The organism is Acuticoccus mangrovi, from assembly GCF_016411865.1.
Classification (GTDB): domain Bacteria; phylum Pseudomonadota; class Alphaproteobacteria; order Rhizobiales; family Amorphaceae; genus Acuticoccus; species Acuticoccus mangrovi.
In genome coordinates, this window is sequence record NZ_JAEKJA010000002.1 from 87,452 (window position 1) to 112,154 (window position 24,703).

General features: G+C 66.2%; 19 protein-coding genes. 8 read left to right on the forward strand and 11 right to left on the reverse strand.

Features of this window, described 5'->3' with window-relative positions; genetic code table 11:
- The first annotated feature begins 23 nt into the window (after positions 1 to 23).
- The 5 genes from JCR33_RS03485 (at position 24) to grxD (ending at position 5,533) form a co-directional block, all read left to right on the forward strand.
- The gene (locus JCR33_RS03485; RefSeq protein WP_198880635.1) at positions 24 to 1,847 is read left to right on the forward strand and encodes an extracellular solute-binding protein; all 1,824 of its coding nucleotides are present in this window, start codon (positions 24 to 26) and stop codon (positions 1,845 to 1,847) included.
- The gene (locus JCR33_RS03490; RefSeq protein WP_198880636.1) at positions 1,844 to 2,539 is read left to right on the forward strand and encodes a DsbA family oxidoreductase; all 696 of its coding nucleotides are present in this window, start codon (positions 1,844 to 1,846) and stop codon (positions 2,537 to 2,539) included. Before JCR33_RS03485 ends, JCR33_RS03490 begins: the two co-directional genes overlap by 4 nt.
- Before the next feature lie 178 nt (positions 2,540 to 2,717).
- Entirely contained in the window at positions 2,718 to 4,907 is a 2,190-nt protein-coding gene (gene purL, locus JCR33_RS03495) for a phosphoribosylformylglycinamidine synthase subunit PurL (RefSeq protein ID WP_198880637.1), read from the forward strand.
- Positions 4,908 to 4,929: 22 nt separating this feature from the next.
- Positions 4,930 to 5,166 carry a BolA family protein gene (locus JCR33_RS03500; RefSeq protein WP_198880638.1) on the forward strand — a complete coding sequence of 79 codons (237 nt, stop codon included), beginning with the start codon at positions 4,930 to 4,932 and terminating at the stop codon, positions 5,164 to 5,166.
- Positions 5,167 to 5,194: 28 nt separating this feature from the next.
- Entirely contained in the window at positions 5,195 to 5,533 is a 339-nt protein-coding gene (grxD, locus tag JCR33_RS03505) for a Grx4 family monothiol glutaredoxin (protein WP_211110047.1), read from the forward strand.
- Between the two features lie 412 nt (positions 5,534 to 5,945).
- Here grxD and JCR33_RS03510 read toward each other — a convergent pair whose 3' ends face one another.
- The 3 genes from JCR33_RS03510 to JCR33_RS03520 all read right to left on the reverse strand — a co-directional run bounded on the left by JCR33_RS03510 (position 5,946) and on the right by JCR33_RS03520 (position 8,728).
- Positions 5,946 to 6,782, reverse strand: a complete 837-nt coding sequence (locus JCR33_RS03510) for a hypothetical protein (RefSeq protein ID WP_198880640.1) — start codon at positions 6,780 to 6,782, stop codon at positions 5,946 to 5,948.
- A gap of 261 nt (positions 6,783 to 7,043) precedes the next feature.
- Positions 7,044 to 7,805 carry an ABC transporter permease gene (locus tag JCR33_RS03515; protein WP_198880641.1) on the reverse strand — a complete coding sequence of 254 codons (762 nt, stop codon included), beginning with the start codon at positions 7,803 to 7,805 and terminating at the stop codon, positions 7,044 to 7,046.
- The gene (locus JCR33_RS03520) at positions 7,802 to 8,728 is read right to left on the reverse strand and encodes an ABC transporter ATP-binding protein (protein WP_198880642.1); all 927 of its coding nucleotides are present in this window, start codon (positions 8,726 to 8,728) and stop codon (positions 7,802 to 7,804) included. Before JCR33_RS03520 ends, JCR33_RS03515 begins: the two co-directional genes overlap by 4 nt.
- Positions 8,729 to 8,903: 175 nt before the next feature.
- Here JCR33_RS03520 and msrA point away from each other — a divergent pair, with 175 nt between their 5' ends.
- Positions 8,904 to 9,521, forward strand: coding sequence for a peptide-methionine (S)-S-oxide reductase MsrA (gene msrA / locus JCR33_RS03525; protein WP_198880643.1), 618 nt, complete (start codon positions 8,904 to 8,906; stop codon positions 9,519 to 9,521).
- Between the two features lie 39 nt (positions 9,522 to 9,560).
- Here the strand turns inward: msrA and gatA are convergent, their stop codons facing one another.
- From gatA to JCR33_RS03565, 8 genes are all read right to left on the reverse strand, one after another.
- Positions 9,561 to 11,009 carry an Asp-tRNA(Asn)/Glu-tRNA(Gln) amidotransferase subunit GatA gene (gatA, locus tag JCR33_RS03530; RefSeq protein ID WP_198880644.1) on the reverse strand — a complete coding sequence of 483 codons (1,449 nt, stop codon included), beginning with the start codon at positions 11,007 to 11,009 and terminating at the stop codon, positions 9,561 to 9,563.
- Positions 11,006 to 11,293, reverse strand: a complete 288-nt coding sequence (gatC, locus tag JCR33_RS03535; protein ID WP_198880645.1) for an Asp-tRNA(Asn)/Glu-tRNA(Gln) amidotransferase subunit GatC — start codon at positions 11,291 to 11,293, stop codon at positions 11,006 to 11,008. Before gatC ends, gatA begins: the two co-directional genes overlap by 4 nt.
- 57 nt (positions 11,294 to 11,350) lie before the next feature.
- Positions 11,351 to 12,559: an ABC transporter permease gene (locus JCR33_RS03540; protein WP_198880646.1), complete on the reverse strand. Its 1,209-nt coding sequence runs from the start codon at positions 12,557 to 12,559 to the stop codon at positions 11,351 to 11,353.
- A 16-nt stretch (positions 12,560 to 12,575) separates the two neighbouring features.
- Positions 12,576 to 13,601 (reverse strand): ABC transporter permease, encoded by a 1,026-nt coding sequence (locus tag JCR33_RS03545; RefSeq protein WP_198880647.1) that lies wholly within the window; start codon positions 13,599 to 13,601, stop codon positions 12,576 to 12,578.
- Positions 13,602 to 13,616: 15 nt separating this feature from the next.
- The gene (locus JCR33_RS03550) at positions 13,617 to 15,506 is read right to left on the reverse strand and encodes an ABC transporter substrate-binding protein (RefSeq protein ID WP_198880648.1); all 1,890 of its coding nucleotides are present in this window, start codon (positions 15,504 to 15,506) and stop codon (positions 13,617 to 13,619) included.
- The gene (locus JCR33_RS03555; protein ID WP_198880649.1) at positions 15,503 to 17,356 is read right to left on the reverse strand and encodes an ABC transporter ATP-binding protein; all 1,854 of its coding nucleotides are present in this window, start codon (positions 17,354 to 17,356) and stop codon (positions 15,503 to 15,505) included. The genes JCR33_RS03550 and JCR33_RS03555 overlap by 4 nt, the downstream gene beginning before the upstream one ends.
- A 225-nt stretch (positions 17,357 to 17,581) precedes the next feature.
- Positions 17,582 to 17,983 carry a YbhB/YbcL family Raf kinase inhibitor-like protein gene (locus tag JCR33_RS03560; RefSeq protein WP_198880650.1) on the reverse strand — a complete coding sequence of 134 codons (402 nt, stop codon included), beginning with the start codon at positions 17,981 to 17,983 and terminating at the stop codon, positions 17,582 to 17,584.
- 140 nt (positions 17,984 to 18,123) lie between these two features.
- Positions 18,124 to 19,341, reverse strand: coding sequence for an acyl-CoA dehydrogenase (locus JCR33_RS03565; protein WP_198880651.1), 1,218 nt, complete (start codon positions 19,339 to 19,341; stop codon positions 18,124 to 18,126).
- A gap of 99 nt (positions 19,342 to 19,440) precedes the next feature.
- Here JCR33_RS03565 and pepN point away from each other — a divergent pair, with 99 nt between their 5' ends.
- The gene (gene pepN / locus JCR33_RS03570; RefSeq protein ID WP_198880741.1) at positions 19,441 to 22,017 is read left to right on the forward strand and encodes an aminopeptidase N; all 2,577 of its coding nucleotides are present in this window, start codon (positions 19,441 to 19,443) and stop codon (positions 22,015 to 22,017) included.
- A gap of 97 nt (positions 22,018 to 22,114) precedes the next feature.
- Complete coding sequence (locus JCR33_RS03575; protein ID WP_232372191.1) at positions 22,115 to 24,694, forward strand: PAS domain-containing sensor histidine kinase; 2,580 nt, start codon at positions 22,115 to 22,117, stop codon at positions 24,692 to 24,694.
- Positions 24,695 to 24,703: the final 9 nt, after the last annotated feature.

Below are 24,703 nucleotides of genomic sequence, written 5' to 3' on the forward strand. Positions count from 1 at the left end.
ATTGTGAAACAGAAAGGTGCGCCGTGATCGATCCGACGCCCCGCCTTGCCATTCCGCACCGGCTTGCCCGCCTCGTCGTCGTTGCCCTCACGCTCGCATGGTCGATGCTGCCGGCCTATGCGGCGGATGGCATCGCCATGCACGGTCGGCCCGCCCTTTCCGAGGGCGACCCCCTCCCCTACGCGAACCCCGACGCGCCCCAAGGCGGCCGCATCACCTTCGGCGCGCTGGGCTCCTTCGACAGCCTCAACCCGTTGATCCCGCGCGGAACGCGCGCCCCGGGCGCCCGCGATCCGCTCTACGGCAACCTCGTCTACGAGAGCCTCCTCGATCGCAACTACGACGAGCCCTTCTCCCTCTACGGGCTTCTCGCCTCGGATGTGGAGGTGCCGCCGGAGCGCGACTGGGTGCGCTTCACCATCGACCCCGAGGCGCGCTTTTCCGACGGCGAGCCGGTGACGGCCGAGGACGTGGTGTTCTCGCTGGAGCTCCTGCGCAAGGAAGGCTGGCCCTACGCCCGCACCTACTATTCCAAGGTGGAGGACATCGAGACGCCCGACGATCGCACCGTCGTGTTCCGTTTTCCGAACGCCGACGACCGCGAGCTGCCGCTGATCCTCGGTCTGATGCCGATCCTGCCGAAGCACGCCACCGACCCCGAGGCCTTTTCGCACACCACGCTGTCACCGCCGCCGGGCACCGGCCCCTACGTGATCGGCGACGTCGAAGGCGGACGCAGCGTGACCTACGAGCGCAACCCCGACTACTGGGGCAACGACCACCCCCTCAACGCCGGACGCTACAACGCCGACGAGATTCGCTTCGTCTTCTATCGCGACGAGACGACGATGTTCGAAGCCTTCAAGGCCGGCGAGATCGACGCCTACCTCGAGAGTGATGCCGGGCGTTGGGTCTCCGGCTACGCGTTCCCGGCGGTCTACGACGGCCGCATCGTGCGCGAGAGCGTGCCGACCGGCATTCCGCGCGGCATGTTCGCCTTCGTCTTCAACACCCGCCGCCCGCCCTTCGACGACGAGCGGGTGCGCCAGGCGATGAACCTCCTGTTCGACTTCCCGTGGATCAACGCCCAGCTCTTTCATGGCGCCTACACACGCACCACGAGCTTCTTCGTCGGCTCGGAGCTGCAATCGACGGGGCACCCGGCGAGCGAAGCCGAGACACGGATGCTCGCCCCTTACGGCGGGGTCGTCGACGACGCCATCATGGCGGGCACCTGGCGGCCGCCGACCTCGGACGGATCGGGCCGCGATCGCAAGAATGTGAGGGCGGCGCTCGGCCTCCTCGCCGAGGCCGGCTGGCGGATCGATGGTGGCCGCCTCGTCGACGGCGCCGGCGAGCCGTTCCGCTTCGAGATCCTGGTGGCGACGCGGGAGGACGAGCGCCTCGCCCTCGCCTATCAACGCCTGCTGCGCCCGGTGGGGATCGAGGCGCGGGTGCGCTACGTCGATTCCGGTCAGTACACCCAGCGCATGCTCGCCTTCGACTTCGACATGGCGCGCGTCTTCTGGCCGGCCTCCCTCTCGCCCGGCAACGAGCAGCTGCACCGCTGGTCGAGCGCCGCGGCCGACGTCGAGGGCTCCTTCAACTATGCCGGCGCCAAGGAGCCCGCCATCGACGCGATGATCGCCGAAATGCTCGCCGCCGAAGACCGAGGCGCGTTCGTCGACGCGGTGCGCGCGCTCGACCGGGTCTTGCTGTCGGGAAGCTATGTCATACCTCTTTACCATAGCCCCGATCAGTGGGTGGCGCGGGCGCGCCGCCTCGGGCGACCCGAGCGGCAGAGCCTTTCCGGCATTGAACTCGAAACATGGTGGGTGAACCCATGAGCCTCGGCCATATCGACGCGAGCGCGCTCGAGCCGTTGACCATCGACGTCGTGTCCGACGTCATGTGCCCCTGGTGCTTCATCGGCAAGCGACGGCTCGAAAAGGCTCTGAAGGAGGCGGCGGACGTCGACGTCACCGTCTCCTGGCATCCCTTCCAGCTCGACCCGACGCTGCCCCCTGAAGGCAAGGACCGCCAGCAATATCTGACGGAGAAGTTCGGCAGCGTCGAAAGGGCGGCCTCGCTCTACGAGAACGTGAAGGCGGCGGGGGACCTGGAGGAGATCCCCTTCGCCTTCGACAGGATCACGCGCTCGCCCAACACGCTCGACGCGCACCGGTTGATTCGCTGGGCCGGAATCGAGGGCGTCCAGGACGCCGTGGTGGAGCGCCTCTTCAACCTCTATTTCATCGAGGGTGCCGACCTCACCAAGCCCGAGACGCTGGTGAGCGCGGCGCAGGATGCGGGCATGGACGGCGAGATGGTGGCGCGCCTTCTCGCGAGCGACGCCGACCTCGCCGAGACGGAGGCGGACGTGGTGCACGCCCAGGCGATCGGCGTGCAAGGCGTCCCCTGCTTCATCCTGGAGCGCAAATATGCGGTGAGCGGGGCGCAACCCGCCGAGGTTCTCGTCAACGCCATCCGCCAGGTAGCGGCCGAGAAGGCGGGCGGCGGCCCCGCCGAAGCGGAATAGCAGCCGCCCGAATAGGCCACGGCTCGCAGGACCGCGCGGCGGCCGGCGCCCCCATCGGCGGCGCCGGCGATCCGTCTCGCCCCGGCGTGGGCGGGCGCGGCCCTGCGCGACCGACACCGCATAGCTTGACGTTGTGCCCAAGCCCCCATATGCGCGCACTAACTTCGAGCGAGGGGCCATGGAACCTGAGATCACGCCGGAGCTCGTCCGCTCCCACGGGCTGACGTCCGACGAATATGACCGCTTCTGCGAGCTGATCGGCCGTACGCCCACATTGACGGAGCTCGGCATCGTCTCGGCCATGTGGAACGAGCACTGCTCCTACAAGTCGTCGCGGCCGCACCTGAAGACGCTGCCCACCACCGGTGAGCGCGTCATCCACGGCCCCGGCGAGAACGCCGGCGTCGTCGACATCGGCGACGGGCTCGCCGTCGTCTTCAAGATGGAGAGCCACAACCACCCCTCCTACATCGAGCCCTATCAGGGGGCGGGCACCGGCGTCGGCGGCATCCTGCGCGACGTCTTCACTATGGGCGCCCGGCCGATCGCGATCCTCAACGCGCTGCGCTTCGGCAAGCCCGATCACCCCAAGACGCGCCACCTCCTCGCCGGTACCGTCGCCGGCATCGGCGGCTACGGCAACGCCTTCGGCGTGCCGACGGTGGGCGGCGAGGTGGAGTTCGACGCCTCCTACGACGGCAACTGCCTCGTCAACGCGATGGCCGTCGGCATCGCCCGCCAGGACGCGATCTTCCTGTCGGAGGCGAAGGGTGTCGGTCGCCCCATCGTCTATCTGGGGTCGAAGACCGGGCGCGACGGTATCCACGGCGCCACTATGGCCTCCGCCACCTTCGAGAGCGACGACGAGAGCGAGCGCTCCACCGTGCAGGTGGGCGACCCCTTTGCCGGCAAGCGCCTCCTCGAAGCGTGCCTGGAACTGATGCAGACCGGCGCCGTCATCGCGATCCAGGACATGGGCGCGGCCGGCCTCACCTCCTCGGCGGTCGAGATGGGCGCCAAGGGTAACCTCGGCATCCACCTCAATCTCGACCATGTGCCCTGCCGCGAGGAGGGCATGAGCGCCTACGAGATGATGCTGTCGGAGAGCCAGGAGCGCATGCTGATGGTGCTCGATCCCGACCATTGGGAGGAGGCGCAGGCGATCTTCAGGAAGTGGACGCTCGATTCGGCGATCGTCGGCGAGACCACCGACGACCTCCGCTTCAAGATCAGCCACAACGGGCGCGTCGAGGCGGATCTTCCGATCAAGGAGCTCGGCGACGAGGCACCCGTCTATCATCGCCCCCATTCGGCCCCGCCCGCGCCGCCGCCCCTCACCAACGCCGATTCGGAGCCGCCGGAGGACATCGCCGCCACCATCCTGAAGGTCGTCGGCAGCCCCAACGGCTCCTCGCGCCGCTGGGTGTGGGAGCAGTACGACCACGTGATCTCCGGCAACATCGCCGCCGGGCCGGGAGGCGACGCGGCGGTGGTGCGCATCGGCTCCGGGCCGCTCGCCCTCGCGATGACGGTGGACGTCTCCCCCCGCTACTGCTTCGCCGACCCGGTGGAGGGCGGCAAGCAGGCCGTCGCCGAGGCGTGGCGCAACCTGACGGCGGTGGGCGCCGAGCCGCTCGCGATCACCGACAACCTCAACTTCGGCAGCGCCATGCGGCCGGAGATCATGGGCCAGTTCGTGGGCTGCATCGAAGGGATCGGCGCGGCGGCCCGCGCCCTCGCCTTCCCCGTCGTCTCCGGCAACGTGTCGCTCTACAACGAGACCGACGGGCAGGCGATCCTGCCGACCCCCGCGATCGGCGGCGTCGGCCGCCTCGCCGACATCGACCAGCGGGTGGGTCTCGCCTTCCCCGCGGCCGGCGAGCGCATCTTCCTGGTAGGGGGCCATGGCGAGCACATCGCCCAGTCGCTCTATCTCGACGTGACGAAGGCTCGCCGCCCCGGCCCGCCGCCGCCTGTCGACCTCGAGCGCGAGAAGCGGCATGGCGACTTCGTGCGCGCCGCGATCCTTGCCGGCACTGTCACCGCCTGCCACGACGTGTCGTCAGGTGGCCTCGCGATGGCGCTTTCGGAAATGGCGGCGGCGTCCGGCATCGGCGCCCTGCTCGAGATCCCGGACCCGCTGCACATTCTCCTCTTCGCCGAGGACCAGGCCCGCTACGTCGTCACGACGCGCGAGCCCGACGCCCTCATCGCGATGGCGGTCGACGCCGGCGCAGGCATCGCCCCGCTCGGGGTGACGGGCGGTGAGGAATTGACCGTTCCGGGCCGCTTCAGTGTATCGTGTCGCCAACTGAAAGAAGCACACGAGGGCTGGATGCCGACCTACATGGCGCGTCAGATCGCCTGACGGTATCCACGGAGAGCTAGCCATGGCGATGGACCAGCACGAAATCGAGCGTCTGATCCGGGATGCGATCCCGGACGCCCGGGTGGAGATCCGCGATCTCGCGGGCGACGGCGACCACTATGCGGCCATCGTCGTCTCCGAATCCTTCCGAGGCAAGACGCGCGTCGCCCAGCACAAACTGGTGTACGACGCCCTCAAAGGTCGCATGGGCGGTGAATTGCACGCCCTCGCCCTACAAACCGCCGCTCCGGACGCTTAAGTTCCGCAGATATCCGCGAGGAACAATGATGAGCAACGCGCAAGAGACCATCGACCAAGCCGTGAAGTCCAACGACGTGCTCCTTTTCATGAAGGGCACGCCGAACTTTCCGCAGTGCGGCTTTTCCGGCCAGGTGGTGCAGATCCTCGACTATCTCGGCGTGGAATATGGCGCCGTGAACGTCCTCGAGGACGACGCCATCCGCTCCGGCATCAAGGACTATTCCAACTGGCCGACGATCCCGCAGCTCTACGTGAAGGGCGAGTTCATCGGCGGATGCGACATCATCCGCGAGATGTTCCAGGCCGGCGAGCTGCAGGAGCACTTCGCCGGGGCCGGGATCCCCACCCGCGACACCGCGGCCTGAGCAGATAGAGGGCGGCTCACCGAGTCGCCCTTTTCGCCCGGCGCCGGAGAAAGGCCGAGGAGATTTAAATTATGCGGCTTTATGTCTCTGACGCTCGGAAAATGATCACTGCCATGAGGTTGTGGGCGCACTGCGTGGCGTGAAGTGCGTTTCAAACACCTGACTTCACCGTCCACGATTGCTTTTGACGACGAGTTGTGACCGTTGTTCTATAGCTCAACAGCGCTCTCTATACGTTAATATAAAGAAATTCTAATATATAGAACTACCCCGTAACTCTTATCCACTTAATCGCAATAAAGAATTCAAAATAACGTTTGCGCGAACTCACTATAGAAATGGTTTCTATATTTATTTTGGGTGTTGTTGTAATCGAATCAGGTCTACATTCGCCCATACCTGGTGCAGTTCATTATTTGTCAGTGGGAATAACCTTATCTCTCAATATACGATTTATCGATTCTATCTGCTCTATAGACCTTGCACCTTCAGCAATCTCATTGCTTAGTTGTTCGTGGCGATAATTATTATATACTCTGATAATTTCCTTACAATATTCTATGTACTTATATTTATCTTCAAAGTAAGAAACGATATCGCTATCTATTTTCTGGAATGAAAGTTCGAATTTCTTAAATTCAGCCGAATTGTCGATGAATTGCCCTAATCCGCCATCATAACTTATTTTGCCAGCTTTTGACCGAGGGCCGAAAAAACGAAAGTACCCATATCCATATATATTTCTTCCTGCGGTATTAGTTGAATATATGTAATTTAAATCAAATTCATTCCTGGATACGTTTACAGAATTAAAATGTCCATGCAATATACCTTTTGGCGTAAAAGCGGCGCCTTCGATTTTCAGCTCCGCTGTATGTTTAGACCATTTAATCGAGACTATCGCAAATCCACGAGCGAGCTCAGAATCATTTTCAGTTTCTGCCGTAAGAGGATCAGTGGTTGTTTTGGATGAACGTTGTGAAACTTGATAAAAATCTTCAAAATAAACACCCTCCATACGAAGCGCTGATGAATTAAATAATCGCCTAAACCAAGACGAATGTCGTACAAAGGTTAGAGCTACATACACAAGAATCCACAAAAGTGCGCTAACGATATATGTGATTATAAGAAATTGCCTGTATCCATCAGGTCTTTTCCCTTCTTGTCCAAAACCGGAAAGCTCAATTCCGTATAACACTAGTCCAACTGAAGCAGCAGAAATTATTGATTTTAGAATTTCTTGCATAATTATTCACTATTATGTGCGTTTTGCGTAAATTCGCCCAGTATTAATGCCACGTTCCACGACATTTCTGTGATTGATAGGCTTTTATTATTGGGGCTGCATTTTTTATATACGTTAAAAATATTTGACTGTTATAATCTCAATAGCAACCAGCTCGTGAGAGATCTCTATTAGAAACACCTAAATTTAACTGAGTTTTAATTTTAGCAAGCATGAACACTATTCACAAGGAAAAACTGCTTCGGTACTAGCTTGACACATTCACGCGCGTATGCGGTAGCCGGTGCGGAACATGCGCCAGATGACGGTGAGGCACACCGCCGCGAAGAGGCCGATCATCGCGAGGGCGAAGGGAAGGCTGACATCCGCCTCACCGAAGAAGGTCCAGCGGTAGGTGGAGATCAGGTAGACCACCGGGTTGAAGAAGGTCACCGTCTGCCAGGCCGGCGGCAGCATCGAGATCGAATAGAAGCTGCCCCCGAGGAACACCAGCGGCGTAATGATGAGGAGCGGCACCAGCTGGAGCTGCTCGAAGTTCCTCGCCCAGATGCCGATGATGAAGCCGAACAGCGAGAACACCACGCACGTCACGGCGAGCATCACGAACATCATCACCGGATGCGCCACGTGGAGCTCCAAGAAGACGCTCGCGGTGATGAGGATGACCGAGCCGACGATGAACGACTTGGTCGCCGCCGCCCCGACGAAGCCGATGACGATCTCCAGATAGGAGACCGGTGCGGACAGGAGCTCGTAGATCGAGCCGACGAACTTCGGGAAGAAGATCCCGAAAGAGGCGTTGTTCACCGCCTGGACCAATACCGTGAGCATCACGAGCCCCGGCACGATGAAGGTGGCGTAGCTCACCCCCTCCACCTGCTCGATGCGCGAGCCGATCGCCGTGCCGAACACCACGAAATAGAGCGAGGTTGTGATCACCGGCGAGATCAGCGACTGGAGCATGGTGCGCAGCGCCCGCATCATCTCGTGGCGATAGATCGTCCAGACGGCCAGCCAGTTCATGCGTCCGCTCCGTTCTTCACCAGCTCCACGAAGATGTCCTCCAGTGAGCGGCGCCGGGTCTCGAGGTCGCGCACGGTGACGCCGGCGGCGGCAAGATCGGCCAACAGCGCAGCAAGCGACCCCTCCTCGGTGAAGGTGTAGACGAAGGTCCCGTCCGCCGATCGGCTGAGACCGTGACGGGCGAGCGCGGGAGGCAGGTCCTCGCCGTCGCCGAGCGTCAGGACCAGCTCGCGCCGCCCGAGACGGCGCATCAGCGACCCCTTCTCCTCCACGAGCACCAGCCGACCGCCGCTGATGATGCCCACCCGGTCGGCGATCGCCTCCGCCTCCTCGATGTAGTGGGTCGTGAGAATGATGGTGACGCCGTTCGACCGCAGCTCCTCCACCACCGCCCACATGTCCTTCCTGAGCTCCACGTCGACGCCTGCGGTGGGCTCGTCGAGGAAGAGGATGCGCGGCTCGTGGGCGAGCGCCTTGGCGATCAGCACGCGCCGCTTCATGCCGCCCGAGAGCGCCTTCACCTCGCTCCTGCGCTTGTCCCACAGGGAGAGCGCCGTCAGCATCCGCTGAAGGTAGGCGTCGTCACGCGCCTTGCCGAAGAGGCCGCGGGAGAAGCGGGCGGCGTCGAGCACCTTCTCGAACGGCTCGAGCTGCACTTCCTGCGGCACCAGGCCGATGGCGGCGCGGGCGGCGCGATAGTCGCTGACGATATCGTGACCATCCACGATCACCGATCCCGCGGACGGGCTCACGAGGCCGCAGATGATCGAGATGAGGGTGGTCTTGCCGGCGCCGTTCGGACCCAGGAGGGCGAGGATCTCGCCCCGCCGGATCGAGAGGGAGACGCTGTCGAGAGCCTTCGGTCCATCGGCGTAAGTCTTTGCCACACCGTCGACCGAGAGGATGATGTCGGTATCGTCCATGATGCTCCGTCGCCGCACCGACCGGGGTGCCGTCGTTGTTGCGTGGCATAGCACGGTCGGCACGGGGCCGTCCCGCCGAGGCAGGCCCGTCGCGGGTGCCGGGAAGGTGAACCTATCGTGACTTGGTGCCGATCGCCGCAGCGCTATCATCCCCGGCGAACAAGGAGATCGCCCCATGGCCCAACGTCTTCGCTCCAGTCTCGCCGCGGCGGCGGCCACTCTCGCCCTCGCCGCTCTCACCCTCGCCGGTCCGGCATCCGCCGAGACGCGGAGCGCGGTCTTCGCCGGTGGCTGCTTCTGGTGCGTCGAGGCCGACTTCGACAAGGTCGACGGGGTGACCGACACCGTCTCCGGCTTCACCGGCGGGAGGCTCGCGAACCCCACCTACAAGGACGTCGCCTATAGCGACACGGGCCACTACGAGGCGGTGAAGGTGACCTACGATCCGGCGAAGGTGAGCTACCGCGCGCTGGCCGACTACTTCTTCCACCACGTCGACCCGACCGACGCCGGCGGCCAGTTCTGCGACCGCGGCGACAGCTACCGCACCGCGATCTTCGTGGACGGGCCGGAGCAGCGCGCCGCCGCGGAGGCCGCCAAGGCGGCGGCGAACGACGCGCTGAAGGGTGCCGTGGTGACGCCCGTGGTCGACGCGACCCCGTTCTATCCGGCGGAGGACTACCACCAGGACTACTATCTCAAGAACCCGCTCCGCTACCGCTACTATCGCTGGAACTGCGGCCGCGACGCGCGGGTCGAAGAGGTGTGGAAGAACGCCAAGCCCGCGTCCTGAGCGCCCCGGCGGGTCACTCCCTCCCCCTCTCCGCCGGCCTCAGCGGGCCGGCGGCTGGAAGTGGCCGGCGGCCTCTTCGATCACGCGGGCGATGGGCATCAACCCGTCCTCCTCGAATGGACGGCCGATGAGCTGCAGACCGAGCGGCAGCCCGGTTTCCGACAGCCCGGCCGGCACCGAGATGCCCGGCAGCCCGGCCATGTTCACCGGCACGGTGAAGACGTCGTTGAGGTACATCTCCACCGGGTCGGGCTTGCCGCCGATCGAGAAGGCCGGCCCCGGCGCGGTGGGGGTCAGGAGCGCGTCGATGTCCTTCTCGAAGGCGCGGTTGAAGTCGCGCGCGATGAGGCTGCGCACCTTCTGGGCCCGCAGATAGTAGGCGTCGTAGTAGCCCGCCGAGAGGACGTAGGTGCCGATCAGGATGCGGCGCTTCACCTCGTCGCCGAAGCCGGCCGCGCGCGTCGCCTCGTACATGCCGATGATGTCGTCGCCCTCGACGCGCAGGCCGTAGCGCACGCCGTCGTAGCGGGCGAGGTTGGACGAGGCCTCGGCCGGCGCGACGATGTAGTAGGCCGCCAGCGCATACTTCGTGTGGGGCAGCGACACGGGGACGATCTCGGCGCCGGCGTCCTTCAGCCAGTCGATGCCCTGCTGCCAGAGGGCATCGAGGGCCGGCGGCATCGGGTCGACCCGATATTCCTTCGGGATGCCGATGCGCTTGCCCTTCACCCCACCCTCGAGCGCCGCCTCGTAGTCCGGCACGGGGCGGTCGACGGAGGTGGAATCCTTCAGATCCAGCGAGGCCATCTCACGCAGGAGGATCGCTGCATCCTTCACCGTGCGGGCGATGGGACCGGCCTGGTCGAGCGAGGAGGCGAAGGCGACGATACCCCAGCGCGAGCAGCGCCCGTAGGTGGGCTTGATGCCGACGGTCGCCGTCAGCGCCGCCGGCTGACGGATCGAGCCGCCGGTGTCGGTGCCTGTCGCGCCGGCGCAAAGGTGCGCCGCCACCGCCGCCGCCGAGCCGCCGGACGAGCCGCCCGGGACGAGATTCTCGCCCCAGGGGTTCAGCACCGGGCCGAAGGCGCTCGTCTCGTTGGAGGAGCCCATGGCGAACTCGTCGAGATTGAGCTTGCCGAGGAGGACGGCGCCGGCGTCCCACAGATTCTGGGTGACGGTCGATTCGTAGGTGGGCGTGAAGTTGCCGAGGATCTTCGATCCGGCGGTGGTGCGCACGCCCTCGGTGCAGAAGAGATCCTTGATGCCGAGGGGGATGCCCTCGAGCGCCCTCCCCGTCCCGGCGGCGAGCCGCGTGTCGGACGCCTCGGCCATCTCGTGCGCCCGCTCCGGCGTGACCGTGATGAAGGCGTTGAGGTCGGACGCCTCGATCGCCGTGAGGTAGGCCTCGGTGAGCTCGGTGGCGCGAATCTCCTTGGCGGCGAGCTTGTCGCGCGCCTCGGCGATGGTGAGGTCGGTGAGCGCGCTCATTCGACCACCTTCGGCACGACGAAGAAGCCGTCGTCGGCCGCGGGTGCGTTGGCGAGCACGCGCTCGGGGTTGCCGCCGTCCGTCACCTCGTCGACACGGCGGCGCAGCGAGGCGTCGACCGCGGCGGTCATCGGCGCGACGCCGTCGACGTCCACCTCGTTGAGTTGCTCGACGAAGCCGAGGATGGCGTTCAACTCGTCCTGCAGACGGACAGCCTCATCGTCGCCCACCTTGATGCGGGCGAGGTGCGCCACCCGGCGCACCGTTTCGAGATCAACGGACATGAAGGTCGCTCCAAAGGTCGCGTTCGCCTACCACCGGCGGGGTCGGCTGCGCAACGGTCACGACTTATATGGGTCGGCCGCGTCGCGCAGGCCGTCACCCAGGAAATTGAAGGCGAGGACCACGATGATGATGGGAATGACGGGGGCCATCAGCCACGGATAGATGGTGACGACGGTGATGTTCTGCGCCTCGTTGAGGAGAACACCCCACGAGATCGCCGGCCGCTGCAGTCCCAGATTGAGGAAGGAGAGCGCCGTCTCGCCGAGGATCATCGTGGGGATCGACAGCGTGGCCGAGGCGATGATGTGGCTCGAGAAGCCGGGCAGGAGGTGGCGGCGGATGATCCGCCCCGGCGGCGCGCCCATCAACACGGCGGCCCGCGCATAGTCCTCCTCGCGCAGCGACAGGAGCTTGGAGCGCACCGCGCGGGCAAGGCCCGGCCAGTCGAGCAGCCCGAGGATGATGGTGATGCCGAAATAGATCCACAGCGGCGACCAGGTGACCGGCAGCGCCGCCGACAGCGCCATCCACAACGGAAGCTCCGGCAGCGAGCGCAGGATCTCGATGAGGCGCATGATCAGGCTGTCGACGATACCGCCGAGATAGCCGGCGATGCCGCCGAAGAACATGCCGAGGATGATCGAGATCGCAACGCCGACGAGGCCCACCGTCAGCGAGATGCGCGCACCGTGGACGAGGCCGGAGAGGACGTCGCGCCCGAGCCGGTCGGTGCCGAGGAGGAACATCGTGCTCCCCTTTGGCGGGCAGACGAGGTGGAAGCGGCTCTTCACCAGCCCCCAGAAGGTGTACTCCTCCCCAAGGCACAGGAAGCGCAGCCGATGGGGGGTGGAGGTGTCGGCCTTATAGACCCATTGCAGCGTTTCGAGGTCCACTTCCGACGTCATGGCGTAGACGAACGGGCCGACGAAGCTCCCCTCGTGGAAGAGGTGGATCGGCTGCGGCGGCGCGTAGAGGAAGTGCGAATCGCGCGTGTTGGGATCGTAGGGCGCGATCGGCTCGGCGAAGGGCACGCAGAGATAGAAGAAGACGAGCACGATCGCCGAGATGAGCGCCAGCTTGTGGCGGCGGAAGCGCCACCAGATGATGCGCCACTGCGAGGCCTGGAAGTAGCGCTCCTGCTCCGGGGTGAGGCGCTCCGCCTCGCCGGGGTCGAACGGGCTCGTGTCGACATAGTGCGACGGAAGCGGCTCCAGCGCCTCCAGCTCGGCGTTGCGGGCGGGATCCACGCGGGTGATCTCCTTCATCGCACCCCCGACCGCCTCAGGCGGCCGCCCCCTTGCCGAGCCGGATGCGCGGATCGAGAAGCGCGAGGAGGAGATCGGACACCAGCATCCCGATCAGCGTGAGCATCGCCACGAAGAGCAGGATGAAGCCCGCAAGATACTGATCCTGCGACTGCAGCGCCGACAGCAGAATCGGCCCCACGGTGGGAAGGTTGAGCACCACCGACACGATCACCGAGCCCGACACCAGCGACGGGATGAGGTTGCCGATGTCGGCGATGAACGGGTTGAGCGCCATTCTGAGCGGGTACTTGAGCACCACACGGCGCTCCGACAGCCCCTTGGCCCGGGCGGTGGTGACGTACTGCCGGTGCAGCTCGTCGAGAAGGTTCGCCCGGAGGCGGCGGATCATCGCCGCCGTCCCCGCCGTGCCGATCACGACGGTGGGCACCACGAGGTGGGAGACGATCGACAGGAACTTGCCGAAGCTCATCGGCTCGTCGATGAAGCGCGGCGCCATGAGGCCCCCCACCGACACGCCGAACCACTGGTTCATCAGAAAGAGCAGGATGAGCCCGAGGAGAAAGTTCGGCACCGCGAGGCCGAAATAGCCGAGCAGCGTGAAGCCATAGTCTCCCCAGGAATATTGCCGCGTCGCCGAGTAGATGCCGATCGGGAAGGAGACGATGTAGACGAAGAGGATCGTCGCGAGGTTCAGGATCACGGTGAGAAGCAGCGTTCCCGACACCACCTCCCCCACGGGCTTGGAATATTCGAACGACCAGCCCCAGTTGCCCTGCAGCAGCCCGTCGAAGCCGTTGGGCCCCGGCCAGAGCCCGACCCAGACGCCGTAGCGCTCCATGAAGGGCCGGTCGAGGGCGAACTCGCGGCGCAGGAACTCCAGCTTGGCGACGGACGCGGCCTCCCCCTGCGCCTGAAGCTGCGAGATCTGGTTCGACAGATAGTCACCGGGCGGCAGCTCGATGATGAGGAAGATTAGGAGCGAGATGACGAACAGTGTCGGGATCATGCCGGCGATGCGGCGAAGGATGTAGGCGAGCATGTCCCCTGCAGACCGTCAGGATGCGTTGTCGAAGTAGAATTCGTCCATGCGATAGAGGCCGAACTGGGCCCCGGGGTCCCAGCCGTAGACCGCCTTCTCGGGGACGTTCTTCAGCGTGTTCTTCACGACGACGGGCTGGATCACGCCCTCCACGGTTCCGATGGTGAGAACCTCCTCGGCGTGGAGCTTCAGGATCCCTTCCCAGGCGGCTGCCCGGTCGGCATCGCTCTCGGAGTGGAGCCAATCCTCGTAGAGGCTCATGAGCTGCTTGGCGGGTTCGTAGTCCGGCTCCTCGCCGCTTTCGCCGCCGCTCATCGAATAGGCGCCCCAGGCCGGCCCGGTGAAGAAGATGGTGGAGACGGGCACGCGCTCGTCCGGCGACATGTCGGCGGACGGCAGGCCGTTGTCGTAGCCCGCCGACACGGCGATCGCGAGTTCGCCGGAGAAGGCGCGGTTGCGCATCACGTCGCGCTGGGAGGGACGCGCGTAGAGGCCGACGCCGATCTCCTTCCACCCGTCCTTGATGAGCTCCAGCGCATCGATCTCGATGTGGTTCTCGCCGGCGGTCTCGGCGATCAGCTCCAGCGGACGACCGTCGCTGAGGAGGCGCACGCCTTCGCGATTGCGCTTGGTGAGGCCGATCTCGTCGAGCAGCGCGTTGGCCTTCTCGAGGTCGAAGGCGGGCGGGTCCATCTTGCCGGAGACGTAGAGCGGGCTCTCCTGCAGCACCGTGTTGGCCGACGGCCGGCCGAGGCCGAAATAGAGCACGCGGTTGAGAAGCTCGCGGTCGACCGCAAGGGACAGCGCCTCACGAAAACGGCGATCGCGGAACAGCGTGCGCAGCACCGGATCGGCCACCGTGAGGTTCGGGTAGATCGCGATCGCCGAGGCGTTGGCTTCCGGCCACAGCCGCGTCGCGTAGTTGCGGCTGGTCTCGCCGCGCTTCAGCACCGGCAGATCGCCGAATACCAGGCCGCGCGACTGAAGATCGGCCTCGCCCGCCTGCACCTTGGTGGGGATCAGGCTACCGTCCACCACCGACATGATCACCTGGTCGATGAAGGGCAGCTGATGGCCCTCGCTGGTGATGCGGTGGAAATAGGGATTGCGCACCAGCACGAAGCGACGGTCGGTGGCGCTCTCCGTCGGCACCCAAGGCTGCAGCGACGGCAGGTCCGGGTTGGTGGCGTCGTACATCTCGTCGCGCAGATTGTGGAGCGGAGCCCAGGAGCGCACGCGCGCCGTGTCGACCATCTTCGCGATGGCGTCGGCATCGCCGTACTTCGGATTGAATTGCTTCAGGTAGTGGGCCGGCCGGTAGATGAAGGGCGGCCGGGCAAGTGCCAGCGTCGGCAGGAATTGCGGGTTGGGCGCGTCCCAGGTGTAGCGGACGGTGACGTCGTCGATCACCTCGAACTTCGGCAGCTTGCCGTCGGCGAGGAGGTAGGGCGGCGGGGTCGGCGTCAGCTCGGTGTTGGTGGCGACGTCCTCGAAGAAGTAGCGGAAGTCCTCGGCCGTGAACGGCTCGCCGTCGGACCATTTGTGCCCGCGGCGCAGATGGAAGGTGAAGACGCGCCCCCCCTCCACGTCGACGGCGCGCAGGATGTCGGGCTTCAGATTGTAGTTCTCGTCGTAGCCGACGAGGCGGGCGTAGCCCCACACGTTGATCAGCCGGACGTCCTTCGCGCGGCCGATGAGGGTGTTGATCTCGCCGCCGTACTTACCCTCGGTCCGCCCGGTGGCGGCAAGGTCCACCACCAGCGGCTCCTGGGGCACGCGCTCGGCGATGGGGGGCAACCCCTCGTGGGTGTTGGCGAGGGTCGGGATCTCCACCAGCGTCGGCTGTGCCGAGGCGACGGCCGGCAGCAACAGAGCGAGACAGGCAACGAACACGCGGATCATCATGCAGCTTCCTCAAAACCCGACGCCTCGCCGGGCGCGCAGACGAAGTGGCCCGGATAGCGCTCCACCATCACCGGAGCCTCGCCAGGCTTCAAGGTATAGGGCGCCGGCCAGAGCTCGGGAATCGACGCACGTCCGGCCGTCAGCAGAGAGAAGTCGAGCGGCCGATCGAGATTGGCGTCGGGCACGGCGGCGAGCAGCGCCTTCGTATAGGGGTGCTGGGCGTTGTCGATGATCGCCCGCGTCTCGCCGAGCTCGACGAGGCGACCCTTGCACATCACCGCGATGCGGGTGGCGAGATAGTCGACCACCGCCAGATTGTGGCTGACGAAGATGTAGGTGAGGTTCAGGTCGCGCTGGAGGTCCGACAGGAGGTTCAGGACCTGCGCCTGGACCGACACGTCGAGCGCGGAGACGGGCTCGTCGCAAACGAGGATGTCGGGCTTCAGCGCCAGCGCCCTCGCGATGCCCACCCGCTGGCGCTGCCCCCCGGACAGCGAGTGCGGATAGCGCCGCAGCATCTTGGGGTCGAGACCGACGAGCTCCATCAGGTCGCGCACGTGGCGGTCGCGGCTCTCCGCCGTGCCGACGTCGTGGATCACCAGCGGCTCGCGGATGATCTCGTTGATCGACATGCGCGGATTGAGCGAGGAGAACGGGTCCTGGAAGACGAGCTGCACGCGGCGGCGGTAGGCGAGGAGATCGTCGCCCTCGAGTGTCGATATGTCGCGCCACGCGTCGCCCTCACGGATGCGCACGGCGCCCGAGGACGGCGGGAAGGCGCGCAGCACCATCATCGCGACGGTGGTCTTGCCGGATCCCGATTCGCCGACGATGCCGAGGCACTCGCCGGCGTTGACGTCGAACGACACCTGATCGACCGCCTTCAGCGTCTTCGCCGCGCTGAAGAAGCCGCCCTGCTTCAGATGGAAGACCTTTTCGAGACGGTCGACCTGGAGGAGCGGCGTGCCGCGCGGTACTGCGCAAGGTTCGCCGAAGGCGTCGAGCTTGGGGGTGATGGGGCGGATCGGCTCCAGCCGCTCCGGCATGTCGAAGGTGGGGACGGCGTTGAGCAGCGCCTTGAGATAGGGGTGCTCCGGCGCGCTGAAGATCTCCCGCGACGGCCCGCGCTCCATCACCCTGCCCTGATAGACCACCACCACCTCGTCGGCCATGTTGGCGACGACGCCGAAGTCGTGGGTGATGAGGAGGATGCTCATCCCGAGCTCGGCCTGCACGTCGCGCAGGAGCTTCAGGATTTCCGCCTGGATGGTGACGTCGAGCGCCGTCGTCGGCTCGTCGGCGATGAGAAGGGCGGGACGGCACATCATCGCCATGGCGATCATCGCGCGCTGGCGCAGCCCGCCGGACAGCTCGAACGGATAGTTGCCGAGCGCCCGGTCGGGATCGGGGAACTGGACGAGACGCAGCATGTCGCGCGTCGCCTCGCGGGCTTGCGCCGCGTCCATGCCCTGGTGGAGCCGGCCCGCCTCGCCGATCTGATCGCCGATGGTGTGGAGCGGCGACAGGCTCGTCATCGGCTCCTGGAAGATCATGGCGATGCGGTTGCCGCGGATCGCCCGCATCGCCTTGCCGTCGCGCGGCAGGGTGGCAAGATCCACCGATTCGCCGGTGGCCGGGTCAGTGAAGATGATGCTGCCGCTCGCGATGCGCGCGGCGCTCGGCAGGAGGCCCATCACCGCCTGGCTCACGGTGGACTTGCCCGACCCCGATTCGCCCACCACGGCCACGGTCTTGCCGCACGGGACCGCCAACGACACGCCATCGACCGCACGGATCACGCCGTCGGCGTGGTACTCCACCACGAGATCGCGCATGTCGATGACATTCATGGGGTTCTCGTCCCGACCCAGCGGGTGGCCTCCCTCGCCACTATTGCGCCACCTTCCTCGCACTCCGCAGCGCTCCGCACAATAGCGTTTCGCCGCGAGCACGCCGCCCCGTGCGAAAACGCGTCAGCGGCGATCGGGTTCGGGCGGCCGCCCTCGAATGCCGTTCGTTTTCGACGGTGCCGAGCCCGATCCGGTCGCCGACAACGGCTTCGTCCCCGGCGCCCGTCATGGATAGCGGCGCCGCGCGCTGGTCGTCCCGAGCGTCGCGCCCCGCCCGTTCGGCCCGGCTTTGGCCGTCGCCCGCCATTCGTAGGTATGCCGCCCACCCGGCGGACATGGGCTTTGGTAGCGGAAGGCGCCCGGCGGGACGGTTCCCGAGCGCGTCATCGTCACCGTGCCGCCGCCGTGATTGTAGCGGGGCACGTCGAGGTCGACGAGCTTGAAGACGACGGATTTGGTCCCCGGTGGGAGCCCCGTCACCCGAAAGGCGGGACTCCCGACCCTGTTCGGCCGCCCGGTGTTGCAGAGCTTCAGCCCCGACCAATCGAACGAGATGGAAAAGGCGCCGGCGCTGCCGGGCGTCGCCACCAGGATCGCGCACGCGAAGAGGACAAATCGCAGGGCCATGAAAAATCTCACTCGGCAATGATCAACGCCCTATCACGCACGCTCAAGGGTGCATCAAACCGTGCCGTCCGGGGCCGCGCAAGAAAAAAGCCCGCGGCTTTCCTGCCGCGGGCTGTGTCGATGCCGGTCGCTCGATCTGATCAGAAGAACGCCTGAATCCCGGTCTGCGCGCGGCCGAGGATGAGGGCGTGCACGTCGTGGGTGCCCTCGTAGGTGTTGACCGTCTCGAGGTTCACCATGTGACGGATCACGTGATATTCCTCGGAAATGCCGTTGCCGCCGTGCATATCGCGCGCCATGCGGGCGATGTCGAGCGCCTTGCCGCAGTTGTTGCGCTTGACGATGGAGATCATCTCCGGGGCCATCTCGCCCTCGTCGAAGAGCCGGCCGACGCGCAGCGAGCCCTGCAGGCCGAGGGCGATCTCGGTCTGCATGTCGGCGAGCTTTTTCTGCACGAGCTGGGTCGCGGCGAGCGGCTTGCCGAACTGCTTGCGGTCGAGCGTGTACTGGCGCGCGGCGTGCCAGCAGAACTCCGCCGCCCCGAGCGCGCCCCACGAGATGCCGTAGCGGGCGCGATTGAGGCAGCCGAACGGCCCCTTGAGGCCCGCGACGTTCGGCAGGAGGTTCTCCTCCGGCACGAACACCTCGTCCATCATGATCATGCCGGTGACGGAGGCGCGCAGCGAGATCTTGCCCTCGATCTTGGGCGCGTCGAGCCCCTTCATGCCCTTTTCGAGCACGAAGCCGCGGATCGCCCCGTTGTGAGCCTCCGACTTCGCCCATACCACGAAGACGTCGGCGATCGGCGAGTTGGAGATCCAGGTCTTGGCGCCGGACACCTTGTAGCCGCCGTCGACCTTCACCGCGCGGGTCTTCATGCCGGCGGGGTCGGAGCCGGCGTCGGGCTCGGTGAGGCCGAAGCAGCCGACATATTCGCCGGTCGCGAGCTTGGGCAGCCACTTCTGCCGCTGCGCCTCGTCGCCATAGGCATAGATGGGGTACATCACCAGCGAGGACTGGACGCTCATCATCGAGCGGTAGCCCGAATCGACCCGCTCCACCTCCCGCGCCACGAGGCCATAGGAGACGTAGCCCGCGCCGACGCCGCCATATTCCTCCGGCACCGTCACGCCGAGCAGGCCGAGCTCGCCCATCTCGTTGAAGATGGCCCGATCGGTCTTTTCCTCGCGGAAGGCTTCCATCACACGCGGAAGCAGCTTTTCCTGCGCGTAGGCGTGCGCGGTGTCGCGGATCATCCGCTCGTCCTCGGAGAGCTGCCCCTCTAGGCGGAACGGATCGTCCCACTGGAATGCGACCCGCTTGTCACGCACATTCACACTTTCGGCTGCGGCCGACATCACCCTGCTCCCCATGGTTCCATCCGTTAGACAGGATGGACACATAACGGCAGCCCGCCCAAAGGGCAAAGCGACAGACGAAGGACGCGCAAGACAATGATGCGAACCGACACCGGCCAGACCGTCCATCTCGAGGACTATGCGCCGACCCCCTATCGCGCCCCGTCGACGACGCTGATGATCGCGCTGCATCCGACGCGCACGGTGGTGCGCAACGAAACGGCCTACGAGCCCGCCGGAAACGTCGACGACCCGCTCGTCCTCGAAGGCGACGGGCTGGTGCTCGTGGAGGCGCAGCTCGACGGCATGGCGCTCTCCGCCTCCGCCTACGAGGCGACGCCCGACCGCTTCGTCCTGAAGGTGCCGCCGAAGAAGCGCTTCACGCTGACCCTCGTCACCATCGTCTCGCCCGACGACAACACCGAGTTGATGGGCCTCTACCGCTCCAACGGCGTCTATTGCACCCAGTGCGAGGCCGAGGGCTTTCGCCGCATCACCTACGCCTACGATCGGCCGGACGTGCTCACGGTCTACGACGTGCTCGTCCTCGCCGACGACACTCCCGGCGAGCCGGTGCTCCTGTCGAACGGCAACCTGATCGCCTCGGGCAAGATGGGTGGGCGCCGCTACTCCCACTGGCACGACCCCTTCCCCAAGCCGACCTATCTCTTCGCCGTGGTCGCCGGCGTGCTCGGTGCCGTCACGGACACCTTCACCACCCAGTCCGGCAAGGCGGTCGATCTCGCGATCTACGTCGAGCCCGGCAAGGAGGCGCGCGCCGAGTACGCCATGGACGCGCTGAAGCGCTCCATGCGCTGGGACGAAACGCGCTTCGGCCGCGAGTACGATCTCGACGTCTTCAACATCGTCGCCGTGTCGGACTTCAACATGGGGGCGATGGAGAACAAGGGCCTCAACGTCTTCAACGACCGCTACGTGCTCGCCGACCCGCGGCTCGCGACCGATACCGACTACTCCGGCATCGAGGCGGTGATCGCGCACGAATATTTCCACAACTGGACGGGCAATCGCATCACCTGCCGAGACTGGTTCCAGCTCTGCCTCAAGGAAGGGCTGACCGTGTTCCGCGACCAGGAGTTCTCCGCCGACATGCGCTCGCGCGCGGTGGAGCGGATCGAGGACGTGCGACGCCTGCGCCTCGCCCAGTTCCCGGAAGACGCCGGTCCGCTGCGCCATCCCGTGCGGCCCGCCGAATATGCCGAGATCTCCAACCTCTACACCACCACCGTCTACGAGAAGGGTGCCGAGCTCATCCGCATGCTCCACACCTTCATCGGCGAGACCGCCTTCCGCCGCGGCATGGACACCTATTTCGAGCGCTTCGACGGCACCGCCGCCACGGTGGAGGACTTCATCTCCTGCTTCGAGCTCGACGAGCCCGACGCCTTCATGCGCTGGTACCACGACGCCGGCACGCCGACGGTGCGGGTGGACGAGGCCTACGTGGACGGCCGCTACAGCCTGCAGCTCACCCAGTGCCCGCCCGAGGGCGGAGCGATCAAGCCGATCCCGGTGCGCCTCGCCGTCCTCGGCCAGACCGGCGCGCTCGACCTCTCCGGCGCCGGCGTCGAGGAGGGCAGCCTGTGCGGCGATATTCTGACGCTCAAGGAAAGCGCGACGATCAACATCGACGGGCTCAACGAAGAGCCCATCGCCTCCGTCTTCCGCGGCTTCTCCGCGCCGGTGCACATCGATCGGCCGGTCGATCCGGTGCGCGACATGGCGCTCTTGGAGCGTGACAGCGATCCCTTCAACCTGTGGGATGCGAGCCAGCGCCTCGCCCTCGGGGTGCTCGTGGACCGCTATTGGGGCGGCTCGCTGGAGGTCGACGCGCTCGCAGAGTCGATCGGCCGCATCGCCGCCGATCCGCGCATGGAGCCCGCGTTCCGCGCCTTCGTGCTTCAGCTCCCCTCCCGCGGCACGCTGGTGGAGGTGCTCGCCGGCGACGTCGACGCCGACAAGGTGGACGCCGCCCACCAGGAGCTCACCGCCGCTCTCGGCGCGGCGATGGCCGACACCCTCGCCAAGCTGCGCGCCCGCCCTGCCCCGACCGCCGACGACGTGCGTGCGGCCGCAGCCGGCGAACGTGCCCTGCGCAACGCCGCCCAGCATCTCGCGACGGCCGGCGGCGCCCGCGAGGCGACCGTCCGCCAGGCGATGGAGGCGACGAACATGACCGACCGCCTCGCCGCCCTCAACGCCCTCGCCGCCGCCAACGCGCCGGAGGCGGACGCGGCGCTGAAGGCGTTCCACGACGCTTTCGAGGACGAGCCGCTGGTGCTCAACAAGTGGTTCAGCATCGAGGCGTTGCGCAGTGACGGGCGCTCGGTGGAGCGGGTGCGGGAGTTGATGGCCCACCCGAAGTTCAGCCTGAAGAACCCGAACCGTGTGCGCAGCCTCATCGGGGCGTTCACGCAGAACATCGCCGCCTTCCATCGGGCCGACGGGGCGGGCTACCGCCTCCTCGCCGAGGTCGCGACCACGCTCGACCAGCAGAACCCGCAGGTCGCGGCACGCCTCCTCACGGCGTTCGGCGAATATCGCCGCTTCGACGCGCCGCGTCGCGAGGCGGCCCGCGCCGTGCTGCAGGACGTCCAGGCCCGGGCCCGCTCGTCCGACGTCGCCGATATCGTGCGGCGGCTGCTCAAAGGTTGAGGGAACGCCAATCCACTAACGAGACGTTAACCCTCATTGGACAATGCTTGGAAGCAGCTCATAATCGGGGCGATTCGGGGCATTTTCCAGGGAACCCATGTCCGTCATCACGCGCGTGCCAGTTGAGGACGATGCCCGCGCCGTGCCGGCGGACACGGCGGGCGTGATCCCGCCTTTCCTGTCGGCGCGGGGACCCGTGCGCAAGGAGCCGGCGCCCGCGCCGGCCCGGCCGCGCCCCACCCAAGGCGCCCACCGCCCGGCCCGTGCCGTGCCTTCGGAGCGCACCCAGGCCGAACGCAGCCAAGCCGAGCGCTCCCTCGCGGCCGGCTCCGGCGCCGCCCGGGCGCGCTCGCCGCACGAAGAGGTTCCGCCGCACGCCGAAGCGGCACGGCCGGAGCCGCTGACGGGCGCGCGCTCGGCGAGGGCGCGACAGATGAACGGGCACGTTCGTCTCCTCGCCGCCCCCGGCTACGGCGAGCTCGTCGCCCGCGAGCCCTGGCTGCGCCGCGCGATTCCGTTGCTGACGGTGATCTTCATCCTGGTGATCGCGGCCTACCAGGTGGCGATCGCGCTCGATCATCGCACCAAGATCCAGGACCGGGCGCGCGAGGAGATCACCCTCGTCGCGAGCGCCATCGCCGCCGAGATGTCGCGCCGTGCGGCCGTCGAGAGCGTGCCCCTCGACACCAACTTCGTGGAGAGCCTGCCCGACGGGGCGACGGAGAACGGCCGTCAGATCTCCCTCATCGAGGGCGACACGATCTCCGCGACCTCGCCCTTCCGCTCCGATCTCGTGGGCGGGCCGGTGGCGCGCCTCCTCGGCCCCAACCAGCCGATGACCACCTTCGGCCGCCGCGCCGGCGTGATGGAGGTCAGGAGCGGCGACGGAGAACTCTACGCCACCGTCCACCATCTCGCCGACCGCAACGTGATGGTGGCCGTCACCCAGCCCGAGCAGCGCATCCTGTCGGCCTGGCGGGCGGAGCTTTCCACCAACGCCGTGCTCTTCATGTGCACGGCGGGGGTCATCATCGTGGTGGTCTACGCCTTCTATGCCCAGGCCGCCCGGGCGCGTTCGGCCGATCAGATCTACACCGCCACCAACAACCGCATGGACACCGCCCTCACCCGCGGCCGGTGCGGTTTGTTCGACTGGGACGTCGCCCGCGGGCGGATGTTCTGGACGCCGTCGATGTTCGAGGTGCTCGGTATGCCGCCGCGCGACGAGCTGATGGGGTTCCGCGAGGTCTCCGCCCTCGTCCACCCCGACGACGGCGGTCTCTACGAGCTCGCCGAGCGCCAGCTCACAAGCGGCGACCCGGTGCTCGACCGCACCTTGCGCATGCGCCACGCCGGGGGACAGTGGATCTGGCTGCGCTTCCGCGCCGAGCTCGTGACGGACGAGGATTCCGGCCGCCCTCACCTCATCGGCGTCGCCCTCGACACCACCGAGCAGAAGCGCCTCGCCGAGCAGTCCGCCACCGCCGACATGCGCCTGCGTGACGCCATCGAGACGGTATCGGAAGCCTTCGTCCTGTGGGACGCCCAGAACCGCCTCGTCATGTGCAACACCAAATATCAGGAGATGCACACCCTGCCCGACGAGGCGGTGCGCCCCGGCACGCCCTACCATGTGGTGCTCGACGCGGCGCGCCAGCCCGTCGTGTCCTCCCAGCTCCTCTCCCACTCCGACGGGCCCGACGCCGAGCGCTCCTACGAGGCCGAGCTTGCCGGCGGCCGCTGGCTGCAGATCAACGAACGCCGCACCAAGGACGGCGGCTTCGTCTCCGTCGGCACCGACATCACCGCCCTCAAGAATCACGAGGAGCGGCTGATGGAATCGGAAAAGCGATTGAAGGCCAACGTCGTCGAGCTGAAGAACGCGCGGCGCACCGCGGAGAACCAGACGCGCCAGCTCGCCGAGCTCGCCGAGAAATACGCCGAGGAGAAGACCCGCGCCGAGGACGCCAACCGGGCGAAGTCGGAGTTCCTCGCCAACATCTCGCACGAGCTGAGGACGCCGCTCAACGCGATCATCGGCTTCTCCGAGATCATGCGGAACCAGATGTTCGGGGCCCTCGGCGCACCGAAATACGAGGAATATTGCGCCGACATCCACCACTCGGGCACCTACCTCCTGGGCGTCATCAACGACATCCTCGACATGAGCCGCATCGAGGCGGGTCAGGTGGACCTGTCGGTGGAGCTCGTCGACCTCACCGAGCTGTTCAACGAGGCGATGCGCATCATGACGCCCATCTCGGCAGAGAAGAACATCACCCTCGCCTCGGCGATCTCGGAGGGGATGCGCATCCAGGTGGACCGCCGCGCGATGAAGCAGATCCTCCTGAACCTCATGTCCAACGCGGTGAAGTTCACCCCCAACGACGGCTGCGTGACGACCCGCGCCCGGCTCGAGCGCGACTATGTCGTGGTGGCGGTGGAGGACAACGGCATCGGCATTCCGAAGCGCGAGCTCGAACGCCTCGGCCAGCCCTTCGTGCAGGTGGAGAACCAGTTCACCAAGACGCACCAGGGCTCCGGTCTCGGCCTCGCCATCGCCCGCTCGCTCACCGAGCTGCACCGCGGCAAGATGGAGATCCAGTCCGAGGTGGGCCAGGGCACCACGGTGACGGTGCGCCTGCCGCGGGAGAACCACGAGGGCCGCGCCGCCTAAGTCCGCACC

What these genes read in the sequence shown, in the direction of transcription:
- JCR33_RS03490 (WP_198880636.1), top strand. Translation starts at nt 1,844, where the DNA reads ATGAGCCTCGGCCATATCGACGCGAGCGCGCTCGAGCCGTTGACCATC.
- purL (WP_198880637.1), top strand. Translation starts at nt 2,718, where the DNA reads ATGGAACCTGAGATCACGCCGGAGCTCGTCCGCTCCCACGGGCTGACG.
- JCR33_RS03500 (WP_198880638.1), top strand. Translation starts at nt 4,930, where the DNA reads ATGGCGATGGACCAGCACGAAATCGAGCGTCTGATCCGGGATGCGATC.
- grxD (WP_211110047.1), top strand. Translation starts at nt 5,195, where the DNA reads ATGAGCAACGCGCAAGAGACCATCGACCAAGCCGTGAAGTCCAACGAC.
- JCR33_RS03510 (WP_198880640.1), bottom strand. Translation starts at nt 6,782, where the DNA reads ATGCAAGAAATTCTAAAATCAATAATTTCTGCTGCTTCAGTTGGACTA.
- JCR33_RS03515 (WP_198880641.1), bottom strand. Translation starts at nt 7,805, where the DNA reads ATGAACTGGCTGGCCGTCTGGACGATCTATCGCCACGAGATGATGCGG.
- JCR33_RS03520 (WP_198880642.1), bottom strand. Translation starts at nt 8,728, where the DNA reads ATGGACGATACCGACATCATCCTCTCGGTCGACGGTGTGGCAAAGACT.
- msrA (WP_198880643.1), top strand. Translation starts at nt 8,904, where the DNA reads ATGGCCCAACGTCTTCGCTCCAGTCTCGCCGCGGCGGCGGCCACTCTC.
- gatA (WP_198880644.1), bottom strand. Translation starts at nt 11,009, where the DNA reads ATGAGCGCGCTCACCGACCTCACCATCGCCGAGGCGCGCGACAAGCTC.
- gatC (WP_198880645.1), bottom strand. Translation starts at nt 11,293, where the DNA reads ATGTCCGTTGATCTCGAAACGGTGCGCCGGGTGGCGCACCTCGCCCGC.
- JCR33_RS03540 (WP_198880646.1), bottom strand. Translation starts at nt 12,559, where the DNA reads ATGAAGGAGATCACCCGCGTGGATCCCGCCCGCAACGCCGAGCTGGAG.
- JCR33_RS03545 (WP_198880647.1), bottom strand. Translation starts at nt 13,601, where the DNA reads ATGCTCGCCTACATCCTTCGCCGCATCGCCGGCATGATCCCGACACTG.
- JCR33_RS03550 (WP_198880648.1), bottom strand. Translation starts at nt 15,506, where the DNA reads ATGATGATCCGCGTGTTCGTTGCCTGTCTCGCTCTGTTGCTGCCGGCC.
- JCR33_RS03555 (WP_198880649.1), bottom strand. Translation starts at nt 17,356, where the DNA reads ATGAATGTCATCGACATGCGCGATCTCGTGGTGGAGTACCACGCCGAC.
- JCR33_RS03560 (WP_198880650.1), bottom strand. Translation starts at nt 17,983, where the DNA reads ATGGCCCTGCGATTTGTCCTCTTCGCGTGCGCGATCCTGGTGGCGACG.
- JCR33_RS03565 (WP_198880651.1), bottom strand. Translation starts at nt 19,341, where the DNA reads ATGTCGGCCGCAGCCGAAAGTGTGAATGTGCGTGACAAGCGGGTCGCA.
- pepN (WP_198880741.1), top strand. Translation starts at nt 19,441, where the DNA reads ATGCGAACCGACACCGGCCAGACCGTCCATCTCGAGGACTATGCGCCG.
- JCR33_RS03575 (WP_232372191.1), top strand. Translation starts at nt 22,115, where the DNA reads ATGTCCGTCATCACGCGCGTGCCAGTTGAGGACGATGCCCGCGCCGTG.